Source organism: Roseibium sp. (assembly GCF_048261595.1).
GTDB lineage: Bacteria > Pseudomonadota > Alphaproteobacteria > Rhizobiales > Stappiaceae > Roseibium.
This window is the reverse complement of the sequence record NZ_JBLXFW010000001.1, coordinates 58,336-73,318: the sequence shown is the minus strand read 5'-3', so window position 1 is coordinate 73,318 and position 14,983 is coordinate 58,336. Positions and strand designations below refer to the sequence as shown.

Annotated in this window: 13 protein-coding genes; 2 read left to right on the top strand and 11 right to left on the bottom strand. The window is 60.3% G+C overall.

What is annotated here, in order from left to right:
- Positions 1 to 37 precede the first annotated feature (37 nt).
- Positions 38 to 1,258 (top strand): CaiB/BaiF CoA transferase family protein, encoded by a 1,221-nt coding sequence (locus tag ACN0SY_RS00345; RefSeq protein WP_417683772.1) that lies wholly within the window; start codon positions 38 to 40, stop codon positions 1,256 to 1,258.
- 69 nt (positions 1,259 to 1,327) lie between these two features.
- On the opposite strand, the gene ACN0SY_RS00340 is transcribed toward ACN0SY_RS00345, so the two are convergent.
- From ACN0SY_RS00340 to ACN0SY_RS00290, 11 genes are read right to left on the bottom strand one after another with little or no spacing between them, the layout of a single operon-like run.
- Complete coding sequence (locus ACN0SY_RS00340) at positions 1,328 to 3,412, bottom strand: 3-hydroxyacyl-CoA dehydrogenase NAD-binding domain-containing protein (RefSeq protein WP_417683771.1); 2,085 nt, start codon at positions 3,410 to 3,412, stop codon at positions 1,328 to 1,330.
- Positions 3,413 to 3,427: 15 nt separating this feature from the next.
- The gene (locus tag ACN0SY_RS00335; protein WP_417683770.1) at positions 3,428 to 5,083 is read right to left on the bottom strand and encodes a GMC family oxidoreductase; all 1,656 of its coding nucleotides are present in this window, start codon (positions 5,081 to 5,083) and stop codon (positions 3,428 to 3,430) included.
- Between the two features lie 33 nt (positions 5,084 to 5,116).
- Positions 5,117 to 6,091 carry a D-2-hydroxyacid dehydrogenase family protein gene (locus ACN0SY_RS00330; protein ID WP_417683769.1) on the bottom strand — a complete coding sequence of 325 codons (975 nt, stop codon included), beginning with the start codon at positions 6,089 to 6,091 and terminating at the stop codon, positions 5,117 to 5,119.
- A 23-nt stretch (positions 6,092 to 6,114) separates the two neighbouring features.
- Positions 6,115 to 6,894 carry an enoyl-CoA hydratase/isomerase family protein gene (locus ACN0SY_RS00325; RefSeq protein ID WP_417683768.1) on the bottom strand — a complete coding sequence of 260 codons (780 nt, stop codon included), beginning with the start codon at positions 6,892 to 6,894 and terminating at the stop codon, positions 6,115 to 6,117.
- 1 nt (position 6,895) lies between these two features.
- Positions 6,896 to 7,834: an acyl-CoA dehydrogenase family protein gene (locus tag ACN0SY_RS00320; protein WP_417683767.1), complete on the bottom strand. Its 939-nt coding sequence runs from the start codon at positions 7,832 to 7,834 to the stop codon at positions 6,896 to 6,898.
- Positions 7,834 to 9,009, bottom strand: a complete 1,176-nt coding sequence (locus tag ACN0SY_RS00315) for an acyl-CoA dehydrogenase family protein (protein WP_417683766.1) — start codon at positions 9,007 to 9,009, stop codon at positions 7,834 to 7,836. Before ACN0SY_RS00315 ends, ACN0SY_RS00320 begins: the two co-directional genes overlap by 1 nt.
- A gap of 6 nt (positions 9,010 to 9,015) precedes the next feature.
- Positions 9,016 to 9,792, bottom strand: a complete 777-nt coding sequence (locus ACN0SY_RS00310; protein WP_417683765.1) for an ABC transporter ATP-binding protein — start codon at positions 9,790 to 9,792, stop codon at positions 9,016 to 9,018.
- Positions 9,793 to 9,796: 4 nt separating this feature from the next.
- Positions 9,797 to 11,002: an ABC transporter substrate-binding protein gene (locus ACN0SY_RS00305; protein WP_417683764.1), complete on the bottom strand. Its 1,206-nt coding sequence runs from the start codon at positions 11,000 to 11,002 to the stop codon at positions 9,797 to 9,799.
- A 48-nt stretch (positions 11,003 to 11,050) separates the two neighbouring features.
- The gene (locus ACN0SY_RS00300) at positions 11,051 to 12,106 is read right to left on the bottom strand and encodes a branched-chain amino acid ABC transporter permease (protein ID WP_417683763.1); all 1,056 of its coding nucleotides are present in this window, start codon (positions 12,104 to 12,106) and stop codon (positions 11,051 to 11,053) included.
- Positions 12,106 to 12,981: a branched-chain amino acid ABC transporter permease gene (locus tag ACN0SY_RS00295; RefSeq protein ID WP_417683762.1), complete on the bottom strand. Its 876-nt coding sequence runs from the start codon at positions 12,979 to 12,981 to the stop codon at positions 12,106 to 12,108. The genes ACN0SY_RS00300 and ACN0SY_RS00295 overlap by 1 nt, the downstream gene beginning before the upstream one ends.
- Positions 12,982 to 12,984: 3 nt before the next feature.
- Positions 12,985 to 13,752 (bottom strand): ABC transporter ATP-binding protein, encoded by a 768-nt coding sequence (locus tag ACN0SY_RS00290; RefSeq protein ID WP_417683761.1) that lies wholly within the window; start codon positions 13,750 to 13,752, stop codon positions 12,985 to 12,987.
- A gap of 300 nt (positions 13,753 to 14,052) precedes the next feature.
- Between ACN0SY_RS00290 and ACN0SY_RS00285 the strand changes: the two genes are divergently transcribed.
- A complete protein-coding gene (locus tag ACN0SY_RS00285; protein WP_417683760.1) occupies positions 14,053 to 14,886 on the top strand; it encodes an MBL fold metallo-hydrolase in 834 nt (277 codons plus the stop codon).
- Positions 14,887 to 14,983: the final 97 nt, after the last annotated feature.

The window sequence follows — 14,983 nt, the reverse complement described above, 5'->3', positions numbered from 1 at the left end:
GGATCGCATCTGCCCTAAACCCAAAGAAGGAATGTGAATGCCGGGACCTCTTTCCCATCTGACGGTTCTTGATCTTTCCCGTGTGATGGCAGGGCCTTGGGCAAGCCAGGTGCTTGCCGATCTGGGAGCCACGGTGATCAAGGTCGAACAACCAGGAACGGGCGATGACACGCGCGGCTGGGGGCCGCCCTTTCTGACAGATAAGGACGGCAACCAGACCCGCGAAAGCGGTTACTTTCTTGCCTGCAATCGCGGCAAGCAGTCCATAACTGTCAACCTGAAAGCCCCCGAAGGGCAGGAGCTGGTTAGAAAGCTCGCTGCCCGGTCCGACATCCTGCTTGAAAACTTCAAGGTCGGAACCCTGGAACGTTTCGGTCTCGACTATCCCAGCCTGAGCCAAGTCAATCCGCGCCTGATCTATTGCTCGATCACCGGCTTTGGCCAGACCGGTCCGCGCAGCAAGCAGGTCGCTTATGATTTCCTGATCCAGGCGATGGGCGGCCTGATGAGCATCACCGGTGAAGAGGAAGGCAAACCAGGCGGAGGACCGCAGAAAATCGGTGTTCCGATGGTCGATCTCACGACTGGCCTGTACTCCGTGATCGGCATTCTTGCGGCCATCGCCAACCGCGAGGTGACCGGCAAGGGCGATTACGTCGACGTGGGCATGCTCGACGTCCAGACAAGCCTTCTCGCCAACCAGGCCATGAACCACCTGCTGACCGGCAACACGCCACGCAGATATGGTAACGGCCATCCGAACATCATGCCGCAGCAGGTCTTCGCCTGTCAGGACGGCTACATGGTGCTGGCGGTCGGAAACGACGGTCAGTTCAAGCGGCTGTGCGAGGCGCTGGAAGATACCGAGATGCTCAACGACGAACGCCTCACCTACAACAAGGGCCGCGTCGAGCATCGTGACGAGCTGCTGGGACGCCTGGCGGACCACTTCGCGCGATACAAGCGCGCAGACCTCCTCGACCGCCTGAACGCAAAGGATGTTCCCTCCGGCCCGATCAACACGGTTCCGGAAGTCTTCGACGAGCCACAGGTTCGGGCACGCGAGATGCGCGGTGAACTGGATCACCCTCTGTCTGGCAAGGTCCCCCAGGTTTTCGGGCCGATCCGGATGGCCGGCTGCGAGACACGTTCCAGGATGGCTCCTCCCCTTCTTGGCGCAGACACTGTCGAAGTGCTCAAGGCGGCAGGGTATTCCGATCAGGAGATTGCCGATCTTAGGGACAGCGGCGCCATCTGAGAGGACGGATATTGAACTCAAAAGGCCTGCCGGATCGGCAGGCCTTTTTTATGTACCCGGCCGCACCGTTCAAAGGGCGTCGGCTTCCTTCAGCACAGATGCCAGGTTGGGTGCCACCTCGATACCATGGCCGCTGGCGTCCGCCATCCTGACCACGCTCTCCAGAAACTCTGCTCGCGGCTGTGCTGCTGCGAAGTGCAAGGGACCGCCCTTGAGTTTTGGGAAGCCATAGCCATGCACGAGCACTACGTCGACATCCGATGGACGCTGGGCAATACCCTCTCCCAGGAGCAGGCATGCTTCGTTGACCATGGCAGCAATGAGCCGGTGGCGGATTTCTTCTCCGGAAAAATCTTGCCGTTCGATGCCCTTGGTCCGGGACGCCTCGATCACGAGAGCCTCCACAATTGGGTCGGGCTCAGCCTTGCCGCTTGCATAGTCGTACCAGCCCTTGCCGGCGCGTTTGCCGAACCGTTCCATTTCACAAAGCCGGTCAGCGATCTCAACATAGCGTGCCTTGGGGTCACGGCCTGGTGCAAGACGCTTGCGCCGCGCCCAGGCAATGTCCAGACCTGCCAGATCGAAGACCTCGAACGGCCCCATGGGCATCCCGAACTCCCGCATGGCACGATCGACCTCCGCCGGGGTCGCTCCTTCTTCGAGAAGGAATTCGCATTGCTGGCGATAGGCGGCGAAAATACGGTTGCCGATGAATCCGTCTCCGACACCTGCAACGACCGGCACCTTGCCGAGCTTTCGGCTGAGTGCCAGAAGCGTGCCCAGGATGTGAACATTCGTTCGTTTGGCCCGCACCACCTCCACAAGACGCATCACGTTGGCCGGGTTGAAGAAATGAAGGCCGGCGACGCGTTCCGGATGCCGGCACCCGGACGCCATTTCATCGATATCCAGGTAGGAGGTGTTGGTCGCGAGAACTGCATCTTCCGCGATCACCGCTTCAAGCGCTGCGAACAGCGCCGTCTTGATCTCCATGTCCTCGAAAACTGCCTCGACCACCAGATCGCAATCGGCCATATCCGAGATCGCCCCGCCTATTACCCGGCCGGTCAACGCCGCGGCTGAGGAAATACGCCCCTTTGCCTCGAGCGCGACCGCCGCCTCTGCAATCGCTTCCAGACCGCGTTGCAGGAACTCCGGCTCCTTCTCGGCAAGGCGCACCGCGAACCCACGCTGGGCAAAGGCGAGCACGATCCCCTGCCCCATACGACCTGCGCCGACGACGCCAACGGTTGAAACGGCCCTTGGCGTCGCGCCTTCCGGCATTTTCATCGCCGCCTTTTCGGCAAAAAACAGATGGCGCAGCGCCCGGGATTGCGGCTCCCGCCGCAGTCGAAGTGATACCTCGCGCTCGAGCGCCAATGCCTCGTCAACATCAATGGTCGCGGATTTGCGGATTGCCTCGCAGGCCTCTTCGACGGCATTTGCCCCCCGGCCCCTTAGAACGGCTTCCCGACAGGCGGCCGAGAACTCCTCCTCCGGCGAAATCTTTGCGGGCAGATCACGCAGCTTTCGCTTCACACCATTCATTGACTTCAAATAGGCCATTGCCGCATCGAGCAGATCGTCGGCATCGGCCAATTCGTCGACCAGCCCCAGCGCGAGCGCCTCAGTCGACTTGACCCGGCGGCCGGACGTAACAAGGGAAATCGTCGTTACAGTATCGACAAGTCGCGACAACCGAAGGGTACCACCGGCACCTGGAATGAGCCCAAGGGTCACCTCAGGCAGACCGACGACCGCCCTTCGCGTGGCAACACGCGCGTCACATCCGAGGGCAAGCTCGAACCCTCCTCCCAATGCAGCTCCGTCAATTGCCGCAACAACGGGAAAGGGGCAGGCTTCGATGGCCGCAATCACGTCCGGCAGATGCGGAGCCTGTGCGGGTGCATCAAACTCGCGAATGTCCGCACCACCAACGAAGTTGCCTCCTGCGCCAGTCAGCACGACACCGGCAAGATCCTCTTGCCTCGCAAGCTCCAGAAAGCAGTCGAGAACGGCAGTGCGTTGTACAAGTGAGCCGGCGTTGATGGGCGGGAAGTCGATGGTGGCGATGGCAACCCGTGCGCCTTCCGGCTGTCGCCGGTAGTCCACCGTCACCTGACCGACGGATGCGTTCTTGTTGATTTCACTCATGGGTCTCTGGTCCGTTCAGGAGATGCCACCGGGGCGATTGTCGTCAAGGATCATTGCTGCGCCCTTTTCCGCGATCATCACGGTTGGCGAATTGGTGTTGCCGGACGTGATCAGCGGCATGATTGAGGCGTCAGCGATCCGCAGCCCCTCTACACCGAAGACACGAAGGCGTTCATCGACAACGGAAAGCGGATCATCGGCAAGTCCCATGCGGGCGGTGCCCACAGGATGGAAGATCGTTGTGCCGATATCGCCCGCTGCTCTCGCAAGGTCCTCGTCGCTTTCGCCGGCGCCAGGCCCCGGCAGATATTCAACGGGATTGAAGCGGGCGAATGCAGGTGAACTGGTAATGCGCCGGGCAACGCGCAGCGACTTCGCGGCAATGACGCGATCGCGTTCATCCGAAAGGTAGTTCGGTGCAATCTCCGGCTTTTCCATCGGATCCGATGAGGTGATCCTGATGTGTCCACGGCTGTAGGGTCTCAGGTTGCAGACGCTCGTCGTGATCGCCGGGAACCGATGGAGCGGTTCTCCGAATTTGTCGAGCGAAAGGGGCTGGACGTGGAACTGCAAATCGGCGCGTTCGACGCTGGCGTCGGACCTGGTGAAGATCCCCAGTTGCGACGGCGCCATGGTCAGGGGACCGCTGCGCCAGAGCGCATATTCAATTCCCATCCACGCACGCCGGAAAAGGTTCGCATAAGTCTCATTGAGGGTGCGGACATTGGAGACCTTGTAGATCATGCGCAATTGCAGGTGGTCCTGAAGATTTCCGCCAACGCCTTTTCGATCGGCAACGACCGGAATGCCAAGGGCACGCAGGTGCTCGGCGTCGCCGACACCGGACCGCTGGAGTATCTGAACGGAGCCGACAGAACCGGATGTCAGCACGATCTCGCGCCGCGCCCGCGCTCGTCGTCTTTGGCCGCCTTGTACCCATTCGACGGTACGCGCGCGTCTGCCCTCAAAACCCAGCCGATCGACCGTGCAACCTGTTTCAAGGGTGAGATTGCTACGATTGAGAACCGGCTTCAGGAACCCGCGCGCAGCAGACCAGCGCGTGCCGCGCTTCTGGTTCACCTGGAAATATGCAGAGCCCTCGTTATCGCCGGAGTTGAAGTCTTCGATCTTCCTGATGCCGCATTCAGCCGCGGCATCGCGATACCGGTCCAGAACCTCCCAGGAGATGCGTGGTGGCTCGACGCGCCATTCTCCGCCCGAACCATGAACATCGCTCGCGCCACGATAGTGATCCTCGTGCGCCTTGAAGAACGGCAGGACATCGTCCCAGCCCCAACCAGTGAGACCCAGGTCACGCCAGGCATCATAATCTCCCGCCTGGCCGCGCATGTAGATCATGGCGTTGATGGCGGATGACCCGCCGATCACCTTGCCGCGCGGATAGCTCAAGGAGCGGCCGTTCAGGCCGGTCTCGGCGACAGTCTTAAAGCACCAGTCGGCACGTGCATTGCCGATGGCGAACAGATATCCGACGGGAATGTGAAACCAGATCCAGTCATCCTTTCCCCCGGCTTCCAGCAGGAGCACCCTGTTTCGTTGATCTGAGGACAGCCTGTTCGCCATGACGGACCCTGACGACCCTGCTCCGACAACGATGTAATCATAAGTATCTTCTGCGGGAACGCCGCCGTTCCCTTCATCATGTGTCACTTCAAGAATTCCCGGTGTGAGGGTGTGCTGCGCTTAGTCGTTCAGGACCCGGATGGGCGCTCCGTCGAGATAGGCGCCAACGGCTTCCACTGCGCCGTGAAAATAGATTTCGTATGTTTCCTGCGTCACGTAGCCGACATGGGGTGTTGCCACGACGTTGCGAAGGCTGCGGAAGGAGTGGTCGGCGGGCAGCGGCTCGATCTCGAAAACATCGAGCCCGGCACCGCCGAGGTGACCGTTCTCCAGGGCGCTGATCAGCGCCGTCTCATCGACAATCGGTCCTCGCGCCGTGTTGATCAAAATGCGGCCCTGCTTCATGCGGGATAGCTCTGCCGCCCCGATCATTCCCCGCGTGTGAGAATTGAGCGGCAGATGCAGGCTCAGGACATCGCTCACCGACAGGAGCTCATCCAGACTCCCCATGCACCGGACACCATGCTCCTGGGCGACGGTCTCCGTCAGGCTCCGGCTCCAGGCGGCGACGTCCATGTCGAATGCCTTGCCGAAGCGGGCCATGCGTTGTCCGAGGTTCCCGAACCCCGCGATACCCAGGGTACGGCCGCGAAGTTCGATCCCAACGGTGCGCTGCCAGGCCGGATCGCCGGACCTCAGGCCATCCACCTCCTCCGGAATGCAGCGCGCGACGGCCATCAGCAAGGCCCAGGCATGCTCGGCGGCCGCACCGCGAGAGCCCGGCGTGCCACAGACGACAACACCTCTCTCGCGAGCTGCCTCCATGTCGATGGAGGCATTGACCATGCCGGTCGTAACCAGCAGCTTCAAGTCCGGCAGCAGATCCATGACCTTTGCATCAAAGCTCGTGCGCTCGCGCATTGCGATCACGATTTCGACGCCGGCCAACCGCTCCACCACCTCTTCGGGGCGACCTAGAGGTACCCTTACCTGTTCGATCTGAACGCGATCGCCCAGGCCCGACCAGTCGGCCATTTTCAAGGCAACGCCCTGATAGTCATCAAGAAGCACTACGCGCGGTGTCTTTCCAGGCATGATCCCTGTCCCGTATTGTGATCTTACTTGCCCTTGAAGACCGGTTTGCGTTTCTCAACGAAGGCGCGCTGGGCTTCCTTTGCGTCTTCCGTGCGAGACAGTGCTGCGGTAATTCCCTGCTCGAAGCGATAGGCATCGCGCACTGGCATCTCCGAAACCGTGTTGAAGGCTCGTTTTGCGGCCTTGAGAGTGACCGGAGACTTGGCCGCTATTTCGCGCGCATAGGACATCGCCTCTTCCATCAGCTTTTCGGGCGGCAGGACCGCCTCGATGACACCAAGGCGATAGAGCTCCGAGGCCGGATAGCGGCGGCCGGTGAAATACATGGCGCGCGCGCGCGATTTCGAAAAATGCTCCATGAGGAATGCCGAGCCGCCGGCAAGGCCGACATCGACTTCCGGCATGACGAAAAAGGCGGTCTCGGATGCCAGCATGATGTCGCAGGAGAGCATCAGCGCAAAGCCTGCTCCAATTGCCGGACCATTGACGGCCGCGATGACAGGCTTCTCGCAATCCGCAACCGCGTAGAAGAACTCGCGGGTCAGCCGGTTGTGGCGCACGTAATCTCCGCGCCTGGTTTCCATGCCGACCCGTTCCTTGATGTCGGCACCAGCGGAAAACGCCTTTCCTGCGCCGGTCAGGACGACGACATTGACCTCGTCGTTGTCGCTGAGCATGTCGAAGATCTCTATCAGCTCTTCCCGAGAGCCACGGTTCTGGGCGTTGACCGGCGGCCGGTCACAGGTGACCACCGCAATCTTTTCCGCAATTTCGACACGGTGATGCTGGTATTCGTCCGACACTTTAAGCTCCTGATGTATCTGAATTTTTGGCGATACCCTGAAGATACCGCGAGCCAATGAGACGGTAGTGGTCCGAGGCAGTACCCTGGGTCAGGGATAGCCGCTTTATGCGCTTCAACGCGAAGTGCAGGCCGAACTCCCAAGTGAACCCGACAGCGCCGTGGTACTGGATGGCGTTCTCGGCAACCGTCGTCCCGAACTCGCTTGCGGTCGCCTTGGCAATTCTCGCGGCATCGAGCACTGCGCCCGGATCTCCACCGCTGTCGAAAAGAGCTGCCGCGTAGTCGATCGCGGCCCTCATGTCCTCAAGAGCAACCCAATCGTCGGCTGCCCGGTGACGCAGGGCTTGATAACTCGAAAGCGGCTGCCCGAATTGCTGGCGCTCGCCAAGGTAGTTCATTGACTTGTCGAAGAGCGACTGCGCCGCCCCGAGAATGTCGGACGCCATGAGGACCCAAACGACTGGCCGCAGATCGCGCTCGACAACGAACCGGTCGCGGCCCTCTGGCGCACTGACGCAGGTGGCCGCATGCTGTCCCTCGACGGCACCGGTATCGATTGACCAGTTGTCGCCGTCACGGGGCTCTGCGCCGGCACCCAGGCGCGCGATGCAGCTTTCATCCTGCACGCCAGCATCGAGCGTCCTGCCATCTGCGGCAAATGCGGTTGCCAACACGATGGATTCGGTCAGCGGAAAGTTCGTCTGATACTTGCCCGCGGCCTCAACGATGGCAGTTGCTTCAAGGAGACTGATCCCGATGGATTGATTTCCCGGCAGGTCGACAGGCTGGATCAGTCCTTGTTCGGAAATGGTCGCCTGTGCGGCGTCCCGTGCCTCGATGGTCTCCGGCTCATGTCGAACACGATCCACCGCGAACGCACCTGAGACCGCCTCGAACAGCAACCGATCATCGGCATTTCGAAAGAACTCCAGCGGCATCAGTTGGCCTCCTTGCGCGCCCGAGGCAGGTTCAGGACCCGGTCCGCAATGATCGAGCGCTGGATTTCGGAGGTACCCGCGTAAATCGTCTCGGCTCGTGCCTGCAGGTAGGTTTCGCGAAACCGCTCCGCAGCTGGATGTTCCAGAAAGGCCTCTCCGAGGAGTTCGCCGGCGTCCGCCATTATTTCCTGGTGCAGGGTCGACCAGCTCAGCTTCTGCAGACTGGCTTCCGGTCCGATTGCCTGCCCGGAAGCAATGCGGCTGACGATGCGCAGGTTGTGCAGCCTGAGGATTTCGAGCCGTGCATGAAGCCGTCCCAAGATCCGGACCTTTTCGGCCATCGGATTACCCGCGCCGTCAAGAACAAGCCGTGCAAGCGCATTCAGTTCATGCGCGAAACGCGCCTGGCGATAAAGCCGCGTCGTGCCGCGTTCGAAAGCGAGCACCCTGTTGGCCACCTGCCAGCCTTCATTGACCGGGCCAAGCCTCAGGCTGTCCGGAACGCGCATATCGGTCAGGAAAAGCTCGTTGAACTCTTGCCGCCCGGTGATCTGACGCAGGGACCGGACGTCCAGTCCCTGTTGATCGGTAGGCACCAGAAAGAGAGTCATTCCCTTGTGCTTGGGCTGGCTGCGATCGGTGCGGCACAACAATATGCACCAGTTGGAAAACTGCGCGTAGCTGGTCCAGACCTTCTGACCGTTGATGACCCAGTCTTCACCATCACGGCGTGCGAAGGTCTGGACGGAGGCCAGGTCCGACCCGGAATTTGGCTCCGAGAACCCCTGACACCAGATATCTTCCGCGGCAATGATGCGCGGCACGAAGCGCTGCTTCTGCTCTTCGGTTCCAGCGTCCAGGATAACCGGTCCGACAAGTTCACGGCCGATGGAGTTGATGCCTTCCGGAGCCGCCACGCGGCCCAGCTCTTCCATCAGAATGAAATACTCGACGATCCCCTTGCCCCGGCCGCCATAGGCAGTTGGCCAATGCAGGCCGCTGTATCCACCCTCATGGAGGCGGCGCTCCCACGCATGCTGAAGAGAAAAGTTCTCCCCGTCATCCGTCGGGCCACGATAACGGTCACCGTCCCAGTCGGGGGCAAGGTTGTCGGCCAACCAGCCGCGCAGGTCGGCCCGGAATGCAAGCTGTTCCGGGGTCAGGTTCAAGTCCATGACGATCTAGCCACCGATATGAGCGGGATTGGCCGCAGCTTTCGCCGCTGCCCCAAGATAGATTGCGGAAATGGCGTCGCGTCCGCCAATGTCATCCGGCGTTCCCTCAAGGACGACGCGGCCGTTCTCCAGAATGTAGGCATAGCTTGCATGCTTGAGCGTCAGTCCGACATTCTGTTCAACGACCAGAATAGACAACCCGGTCTCCCGGTTGATCTCAGCCATGATGCGAAAAATGTCCTCGGCGATCATCGGCGCGAGTCCCAACGACGCTTCGTCAACAAGCATCATCCTTGGCTGCGATATCAGCGCCCGGCCGATCGCAAGCATTTGCTGTTCGCCGCCGGAAAGAAACCCAGCCAACCCATGCCGCCGCTCGCCCAATCTTGGAAAGTATTCATAAATTCGGTCGATTTCAGCTCTGCCTGGCGCACTTCCACGCTTGCCAACGGCAAATCCTGCGGCGATGAGATTGTCCTCAACGCTCATGCCCGAAAAAACGTGGCGTCCCTCGCGGACATGAATCAGGCCGGCGCGGGCCCTCTGATGGGCCTTGACCGCGCGCACGGAGCCTCCGTCGAATTGAACGTCTCCGGTAGTGATTTCGCCTCTTTCGAATTCGAGGGTTCCCGAAATCGCCTTGAGGGTGGATGACTTGCCGGCGCCGTTTGAGCCGAGGAGAGCAACCATCGTGCCCTCCTCGACCTTTAGCGAAACGTTGCTGACGGCATCGATGGCACCACCGTAGACAACACTCAGTTCTTCGATGTTCAGCAACGCCATGGTCTTATTCGCCCGTGGTCACGAGATCGGTGACAGGCTCCATAGAGAAGCTGTCCTCACCAACATTGAACTTGTAGATGATGGCCTTCGGCAGACGCTGATTTACGAACGTCACGCCACCGACGATGCCCTTGCTGTCCCAACCGTCGAGACCATTGATGGCAGCGATAAGATTGGTGCCGTTCAGTTCCTTGCCTGCATCCATGGTTTGGCCGATCGCCTCGCGCAGGATCAGCGCGGTCAGCCAACTCTGGACGTAGCCCATGTTGGCGTAGCCGGTATAAGGCTTGCCCTCCCAGGCCTTCAGCGCATCGCGAATGGCAGCCGCGTATTCGCCCTCTGCACCGTCGACATCGAGAATATACGGCACCACGCCAAGATAACCGTCGACCGAGGCGCCGACGCTCTTCACCATTTCCGGATCCGAGTTGTAGGCTGTTCCCATGAAGGTGGCATCGACACCGTAGTCCTTCGCGGTTTTAAGGACTTCGGGCCAGACGTTGCCTGCGTATCCATGGAAGATCACATAGTCCGGAGCGGCATTGCGCAGCTTGATCGCGGAGGACGTGACATCTACGCCCGACCACTTGGTCTCTTCCTCGAGCACAATCTCGATACCAAGATCGGCCGCACGCGACCGGAACGCCTCGAGCGGATCGCGGCCGAACTCGGTTGCGGAGTAGACCATCGCCACCTTGGGGGCTTCATCCCCGGTCTTGTTGTCCGCGATATGTTCGAGCAACAGGCCGACCATGTCGGAATAGGTTGGCCCCGGCAGGAAGTGGTAGGCATACTTTGTGGTGTCGACGAGATCGGACGCAAACCCGGTCGCAGACATCAGCACCTTGTAGGTATCGTTGTTTTCCGGCGAGATCGCCCGCACGAACGGTGTTCCGTCACCTGCAGCAAAGACCAGATCCCCCGCCGACGCCGCTTTCTTGAAACCGGCGACACCAAGGTCGACCTTGTACTCGTCATCATAGAAATCGGCTGCGATGGGACGGCCCTTCACGCCGCCCTGCGCGTTGATCCAAGCGATCGCGGTCTGCCAGCCAGCCTGCTGAACCTGACCGGAGAACGCCAGGGGCCCGGACAGCGGCAGCGCAATTGAGAAATTCAGCGGTTCGCCCTTGGCTTCTTCAGCGACGGACGCAGTCACAGCCAAGACCCCCATCAGGCATGCGGCCAGCACACTTTTCATCATTCTCATGTCAACATTCCTCCCAAGTGAAGAAGGCTGGCGGCCCGGATCTCCGGCTTATTCGCCACCAGCCTCCGAACCAACAAGCTCCCTGCGTCCGCGCAGACGCTCCACGATCCCCATCAGCCCGCGCGGCTCGAACATCAGAAATCCGACGATCAGCGCCCCGAAGATGATCTCGCGAAGCGGCGACAGCAGTCCTGCGACATTGGCCGTGCCACCGGGAGAGATCAGGGACAGGATTTCGCGCAACATGTCTGGAATGAGCGTCATGAAGGCAGCGCCAAGCACCGATCCTATGATCGAGCTGCGCCCGCCCACGACGACAGCGGCCAGGAAGAAGACGGAGACCAGGAGCGTGAACTGGTCGGGATTGACAAGACGCAGGAATGCAGCGGTCAGCGCTCCCGCAACGCCGGCAAAAGCAGCACCGATACCGAACGCCAGCAACTTTGCGCGGACGATGTTGATGCCCAGAACTTCTGCAGCGTAGTCTCGCTCACGAACGGCAATGAGCGACCGCCCGACGCGCGTTCTGAACAGATTGCGAGCACCGATACAAAGCACCACCGCCAGTATCAGCACCGCGTAATAGAAACCGGTATCGCCCATGTGAAACATGTTGGTAGCGGGCAGGTTCAAGCCCCTGTCGCCGCCTGTGACCGAGGTCCAGTTCTGAAACACGAAGTAAAGCGAATATTGCGCAGCGAGCGTGGCAATCGCCAGATAGACGCCCTTGATACGAAGGGACGGGATGCCGAAGACGAGACCGACCAGAAAGGCGGAAACCCCACCGATCACCACGTTGACGGGCAACGGCGTGCCAAGATGCACCATGGCAAGTCCGGCCGAGTAGGCCCCTACCCCGATGAACGCGGAATGCCCGATGGACAATAGCCCGGTGTAGCCGACCGTGATGTTCAGTCCGACCGTGGCGATCACGTTGATCGCCACGAGACAGGCCATGTAGAGCACATAGACCGACGCATAGGCGGGCAGAGTTAGTGCGACTGCCGCAAAGACCATGAAAGCGATCATCTCGAAGGTCAGCCAGCCCGGCCGGCCACCGGCCGAGGACACGGCGGTCTGAGAAACGTTTGGCGCAACAGACATCAGATTCGCTCCACACGCGCTTCGCCAAACAGCCCGTTGGGCTTGATCAGCATGACGACAAGGACAACCACATAGGGAAGGAAGCTTTGCCAGGAGGCGCCGAGGTAGGCCCCGACGATGGTTTCCAGCCAGCCGATGAAAACACCGGCAACCACGACCCCGCCAACGCTGCTGAGGCCGGACAGCATGATCACCGCGAGAACGTTCAGCGCCACGAAGCCGAGCTGAGGAGAAACGCCGTTGACCGACGCTGCCGCAATGCCCGCACCTGCTGCAAGCACTCCTGCAAGCACCCAGGCCATGGTGAAGACACCACGAACGTTTATGCCGAGGCTCTCAGCCGTGACCAGGTCGGCTGAGGTCGCGCGGATTGCGATCCCGGCCCGCGAAAAGCGGTAGTAGGAAATGAACCCGGCCGCGATGACGGCTACGCCGAGGAAACTCCAGGCGAGTTTGCCGGGGATCAGCACATCGCCCAGGAAGATCGGTGCTCTTGGCAGGAAGTCGGGAAGCTGGAAGATCTCATGCCCCCAAATCAGTCCGGCCAGGCCACGCAGAATTGACCCGAGGCCCAGTGTCACCATGACGAGCACGACCACCGGCCTGCCAATCATCCGCCGCAGCACGAACCGCTCTATCAGGAAGCCGAGGACTGCGCTCAGCACCAAAGCGATGGTCAGTGCCAACGCCCAATGCAGGCCGAGCGTCGTGCTGGCGGTGAGAAAAAGGAAGGCGGCGATCATCATCATCTCGCCCATGGCGAAATTGAAAACCCGCGTGGCCTTGAAGATAATGACGAAGCCGAGCGCTGACAGCACATACATGCCGCCCGAGGCGATTCCGATGATCGAGAATTCCATGAATTGGCGCAGCATGGTCTACTCCTCCCCCAGGTAGGCAGCAGCCACATCGCGATTGTCCTGAACCTCGGCCGGCGTTCCGCTTGCGATCACCTTGCCGAAATTCACGACAACCACATGGTCCGACAGACCCATGACCATGGTCATGTCGTGATCGATCAGGAGGACGGTCGTACCCCAGTCATCGACGCAGCGATGGATGTAACCGGCCATTTCCTGCTTCTCGATCGGCGTCATGCCGGCAACCGGCTCGTCCAGCATGAGCAGCTTGGGTTTGGCGGTCAGGGCACGGGCAAGCTCAACCCGCTTCTGCAGCCCGTAGGAAAGGCCCGCGATCGAACGGTCGCGGATTTCCCGAAGGTCCAGAAGGTCGATGATTTCCTCATCGATGCGGGCCGAAAGCGCGGTCTCCTCACGCCGTGAACGGCCGAACCAGAACGCAGACGACAGGAGGCCGGAGGACAAATGGCAATGCGCTCCGAGTTTGATGTTCTCCAGAACGGTAAGACCGGAAAACAGTGCAATGTTCTGGAACGTACGTGAGATCCCTGCCGGAGCACGGCTGTATGGCATCTGGTCGATCAGTTCCTGCTCCTCGAAACGGATGGAACCGGTCTGCGGCTGGTAGAAACCGGAAATGACGTTGAACAGGCTGGTCTTGCCGGCTCCGTTGGGTCCGATGACCGAGGTCACCTTGCCCCGCTCGACGCTCATCGAGACTTCGGAGAGTGCGCGCACGCCCCCGAATGACAGATTTACATCTTCGATGGCCAAAAGAACGCTCATCGCGCGTGGTGTCCTCCCGATGGCCCGGACTTTCGCCGCCCTGCTACTGTGAACGGCGGCGCAGTGCCCGGTGTCTCATTTGTTTTCTTGGCCAAGACGGTACGGGTCGGCTCGTATTGCGGAAATAGGTCCGACCGCAAAGTATCTTTTCGTTTTGCAAAAAGACGACGGGAGATAATTGGCTTACCCTTGAGCCAGACAACAAGATGCGAGCGACGACTCGCGCCATCGAGACCGATCGGGAGGACGTCAGTGATAAAGGTTGGCCGGTTCGAAATTCATAGGATTGAGGAGGTCGTCGTGCGCGAGCACAAGAGCCTCTTTGCAGATTGGGACGAAGCCGCTGTCGATCCCATCCGCGACTGGTTTGTCGGCGACTACTACAGTCCGCAGGACGACAGTTTCACCACCTCGATCCACTCCTGGCTGGTCAAAAGCCCGGATCTGACGATCCTGATCGACACCGGTAGCGGCAACGGCAAGCCGCGCCCTCTCTCGCCGCGCTTCGGTGATCTCGACACCCCGTTCATGGACCGACTGAAGGCGAAGGGCGTCTCGCCGGAGGATGTCGACTATGTCCTGCTCACCCACCTTCACATCGATCACGTTGGCTGGAACACGGTGAAAAGGAACGGCGAATGGGTGCCAACCTTCCCGAATGCGACCTACGTTATGACGAAGACCGAGCGTGACGCGAAAGATCCGCTTATCGGAGCCAGGGAAAAACCGGAGGGTGCCACCTTTCCTTTCCTCGACAGCGTCAAGCCGGTGCTGGAAAACGCCAGCGTCAAACTCGTCGAAGGCAACGAACAGGGATTTCTTCCGGGGGTCGACTTCATCCAGACGCCGGGACATGCAGCTGGCCAGATGGCCATCCGCTTGAGCGATGGCGACGAGCAGGCCGTATTCATTGCCGATGTCATGCACCAGCCCATCCAGGTCTACAATCCGGACTGGTCGAGCAAGTATTGCGAAGATGGCGCTCTGGCACGCGAAACACGCAAGAAGATCCTGGCCTATGCCGCCGAAACCGGCTGTCTCATCCTGCCGGCCCATTTCGGTGGAACCCATTGCGGTTATGTCGAAAAGAACGAAAAGGGCTACAGCTTCCGCCCCTCCGAGGTAATGCCCTGATCCTGGATGCGCACGTCCTCGAGACCGGCGTTCGATTGTATCTCCAAAAGCAAGAAAGGCCGCGCTCCCCGAGCGCGGCCTTTGTCGTTATTCCTGA

What these genes read in the sequence shown, in the direction of transcription:
- ACN0SY_RS00345 (WP_417683772.1), top strand. Translation starts at nt 38, where the DNA reads ATGCCGGGACCTCTTTCCCATCTGACGGTTCTTGATCTTTCCCGTGTG.
- ACN0SY_RS00340 (WP_417683771.1), bottom strand. Translation starts at nt 3,412, where the DNA reads ATGAGTGAAATCAACAAGAACGCATCCGTCGGTCAGGTGACGGTGGAC.
- ACN0SY_RS00330 (WP_417683769.1), bottom strand. Translation starts at nt 6,091, where the DNA reads ATGCCTGGAAAGACACCGCGCGTAGTGCTTCTTGATGACTATCAGGGC.
- ACN0SY_RS00320 (WP_417683767.1), bottom strand. Translation starts at nt 7,834, where the DNA reads ATGCCGCTGGAGTTCTTTCGAAATGCCGATGATCGGTTGCTGTTCGAG.
- ACN0SY_RS00315 (WP_417683766.1), bottom strand. Translation starts at nt 9,009, where the DNA reads ATGGACTTGAACCTGACCCCGGAACAGCTTGCATTCCGGGCCGACCTG.
- ACN0SY_RS00310 (WP_417683765.1), bottom strand. Translation starts at nt 9,792, where the DNA reads ATGGCGTTGCTGAACATCGAAGAACTGAGTGTTGTCTACGGTGGTGCC.
- ACN0SY_RS00305 (WP_417683764.1), bottom strand. Translation starts at nt 11,002, where the DNA reads ATGAGAATGATGAAAAGTGTGCTGGCCGCATGCCTGATGGGGGTCTTG.
- ACN0SY_RS00300 (WP_417683763.1), bottom strand. Translation starts at nt 12,106, where the DNA reads ATGTCTGTTGCGCCAAACGTTTCTCAGACCGCCGTGTCCTCGGCCGGT.
- ACN0SY_RS00295 (WP_417683762.1), bottom strand. Translation starts at nt 12,981, where the DNA reads ATGCTGCGCCAATTCATGGAATTCTCGATCATCGGAATCGCCTCGGGC.
- ACN0SY_RS00290 (WP_417683761.1), bottom strand. Translation starts at nt 13,752, where the DNA reads ATGAGCGTTCTTTTGGCCATCGAAGATGTAAATCTGTCATTCGGGGGC.